Source organism: Longimicrobium sp. (genome assembly GCF_036387355.1).
GTDB lineage: Bacteria > Gemmatimonadota > Gemmatimonadetes > Longimicrobiales > Longimicrobiaceae > Longimicrobium.
Genome location: NZ_DASVTX010000403.1, coordinates 1 through 2,531, shown reverse-complemented (window position 1 = coordinate 2,531; position 2,531 = coordinate 1). Strand labels below are relative to the sequence as shown.

The window sequence follows — 2,531 nt, the reverse complement described above, 5'->3', positions numbered from 1 at the left end:
TGACGGCCCAACGTAGAAGCGCGTTGTGGATAAGTCAAGAAAACACCCTAAGTGAATACCAGAGGCAGGTTTGACCCACCTGTACGCACGGTGGCGCCAGGGGAGTGCCTGCGCATCTGGCAGAGTTCCGAAGCTCCCCCGAACAGATCGGGGTCCCGGCGGGCACGCCTCCCTGAACGTAGATTGGAATGCCGCCGGCATGTGCATCCGCCATCCACGCCACCTGCTACATCCAACCATGCAGCACTCCTGGCAGGCCGAGCGGACCACCTCGCCGGAAGAGGCACTCGCCCGCATCCGGGCCCGCTTCCCGGATCTCGGCGCGCGGTCGGCCCAGCCCATGGGCGAAGGGTGGGACAACACGGCGTTCCTGGTGGACGGCCGGTGGGTGTTCCGCTTTCCCCGCCGCCAGATCGCCGTCCCGCTGCTGGAGCGGGAGGCGCGCGTCCTTCCCCGCCTCGCGTCGCTTCTGCCCCTTCCCATCCCCGCCCCGCGATGGTTCGCCCCCGCCGGGCCGGGCAGCGAATGGCCGTTCGCAGGCTACCCTCTCTTGGACGGAGTGACGGCGGACCGCGCGGCGCTGCCGGACGAGGAACGGATGGCGGTCGCGCCGTCGCTCGGCCGCTTTCTCGCCGCGCTGCACGCGATCCCCGTGGACGGGCTGAACCTGCCGCGCGACGAACTGGCGCGTACGGACTTCGTCCAGCGCCGGCCGCGGCTGGAGGCGCGGTTGAAGGAGGTGGCCGCGGCGGGGGTGATCGACCGTCCGGAGCGGGTCCTGGACCTCTTCCGCGGCGAGCCGGCGGGCCCGCCGCCGCGGCCGGTGCTGGTGCACGGCGATCTGTACTCGCGCCACCTGCTCGTCGCGCCGGACCGGGCGCTGGCGGGGGTCATCGACTGGGGCGACGTGCACGCCGGCGACCCGGGGCTGGACCTGATGGCAGTGTACTCCTTTCTTCCTCCCGCCGCGCGTCCTTTGTTCTTTCGCGTGTACGGGCCGGCGGACGCGCGCACCCTGCGCGTGGCGCGCCTGCGGGCCGCCTACCACACCGTCGTCCTCCTCGGCTTTGCGCACGAGACGGGGGACGAGGCGCTGCTGCGCGAGGCACGGACGGGGCTGCGCAACGTGCTGGCGGAGTGACGCGCCGCACCGGATTGCGCCCGCGGCTGGACGGTTTCTGCCCCCCGGCGGTTGACGGATGGGCGGATCGGGGCTAGATTACTCGTCTTTGTCGCCAAGGCCATCCGGCCGACTTTTCCCGTAAGACGCAGCACCCGAAGGGGTTGACCGATGAAGCCGAGTTACCGTCCGCGCAACCGCAAGCGGATCAACAAGCATGGATTCCGCGCCCGGATGGCCACCAAGGGCGGCCGCGAGGTGCTGAACGCCCGGCGCCGCAAGGGCCGGCACAAGCTGGTGGTCGAAGTACCCGCCAAGTACTGAGCGGCGCTTCGGGCGCCGCGCTCGACGCATCTTCGCGGTCCATGGACCCGGACGGCGCGGGAGAATCGCAGGGCTTCGGCCTGCCCAGGCACGCGCGGATCACGTCTTCGGATGAGATCCGCGCGCTGTTCAGACGGGGGAAGAGGAGCAAGACGCGCCACCTGGACGCGTTCGTCTCCGCTTCCCCCGTTCCGTTTGCCCGTCTGGGAGTGGTGGTTCCCAAGCACAAGCGCCGCATCGTGGACCGCAACCTGGTCAAGCGGCGCCTGCGCGAGATCGGGCGCGCGGTGCTGGTCCCCGCGCTGCGAAACCGCGGGCTCGCCCTGGACGTAATGCTCCGTGCGCGGCCGGAAACGTATACCGCCTCGTTTGCGCAGCTGCGCGACGAGGTGGCCGCGCTTGCGGAGGAACTATGCTCACGCGCGCGCTGATAGGCGGCATCCGCTTCTACCAGAAGCGGATTTCGCCGTTTACGCCGCCCAGCTGCCGCTTCGTCCCTTCCTGCTCGCACTACGGGCTGGAGGCCATGCAGAAGTACGGCGCCCTGCGCGGCGGATGGCTGCTGGTGCGGCGCCTGGCGCGCTGCCACCCCCTGTGCAAGGGCGGCTTTGATCCCGTTCCGTAGCGGACGGCCGCCCCTCTCACGACCGGTTGACCCCTGATGGACCAGACCCGACGCCTCATTCTGTTCATCGTCATTTCGACGGTGGTCATTCTCGCCTGGAGCAGGCTGTTTCCGCCGCCGGAGCCTCCCGCCCCCACCCGCGCCGATTCCGCCGCGGTGGCCACGCCCGCCGTGGCGGGGGCTGCCGCGCCCCTGACGGCACCCGCACCCGGCCTGCCAGCGCCGGCCAACGCGCCGGACCGCATTGTCCGCGTCACCTCGCCGCTGTACGAGTACCGGTTCAGCACGCGGGGCGCGGCGCTCAACGCCGCCACGCTCACCCGGTACCGCAGCTACGTAAAGAGCGGCGAAGCCGTGCAGCTGGTTCCGCGCAGCGCGCGCGACGTGCTGTCGCGCCGCCTGGCCGTGGGGCGTGACACGTTCGACTTCCGCAACGTGCCGTTCACCGCCAGCGCCGCGTCC

At 70.7% G+C, this 2,531-nt stretch carries 5 protein-coding genes; all 5 read left to right on the top strand.

The window, feature by feature from the left end:
• The first annotated feature begins 238 nt into the window (after nt 1–238).
• Complete coding sequence (locus tag VF665_RS17690; protein ID WP_331054774.1) at nt 239–1,141, top strand: phosphotransferase; 903 nt, start codon at nt 239–241, stop codon at nt 1,139–1,141.
• A gap of 150 nt (nt 1,142–1,291) precedes the next feature.
• Complete coding sequence (rpmH, locus tag VF665_RS17685; RefSeq protein ID WP_331054773.1) at nt 1,292–1,444, top strand: 50S ribosomal protein L34; 153 nt, start codon at nt 1,292–1,294, stop codon at nt 1,442–1,444.
• 41 nt (nt 1,445–1,485) lie between these two features.
• Complete coding sequence (gene rnpA, locus VF665_RS17680) at nt 1,486–1,875, top strand: ribonuclease P protein component (RefSeq protein ID WP_331054772.1); 390 nt, start codon at nt 1,486–1,488, stop codon at nt 1,873–1,875.
• The gene (yidD, locus tag VF665_RS17675; protein ID WP_331054771.1) at nt 1,857–2,069 is read left to right on the top strand and encodes a membrane protein insertion efficiency factor YidD; all 213 of its coding nucleotides are present in this window, start codon (nt 1,857–1,859) and stop codon (nt 2,067–2,069) included. The genes rnpA and yidD overlap by 19 nt, the downstream gene beginning before the upstream one ends.
• A gap of 36 nt (nt 2,070–2,105) precedes the next feature.
• Nucleotides 2,106–2,531: membrane protein insertase YidC (yidC, locus tag VF665_RS17670; RefSeq protein ID WP_331054770.1), on the top strand; the 426-nt coding region annotated here is incomplete at its 3' end.

Coding starts and splice junctions, on each gene's coding strand:
- VF665_RS17690 (WP_331054774.1), top strand. CDS start 239: ATGCAGCACTCCTGGCAGGCCGAGCGGACCACCTCGCCGGAAGAGGCA.
- rpmH (WP_331054773.1), top strand. CDS start 1,292: ATGAAGCCGAGTTACCGTCCGCGCAACCGCAAGCGGATCAACAAGCAT.
- rnpA (WP_331054772.1), top strand. CDS start 1,486: ATGGACCCGGACGGCGCGGGAGAATCGCAGGGCTTCGGCCTGCCCAGG.
- yidD (WP_331054771.1), top strand. CDS start 1,857: ATGCTCACGCGCGCGCTGATAGGCGGCATCCGCTTCTACCAGAAGCGG.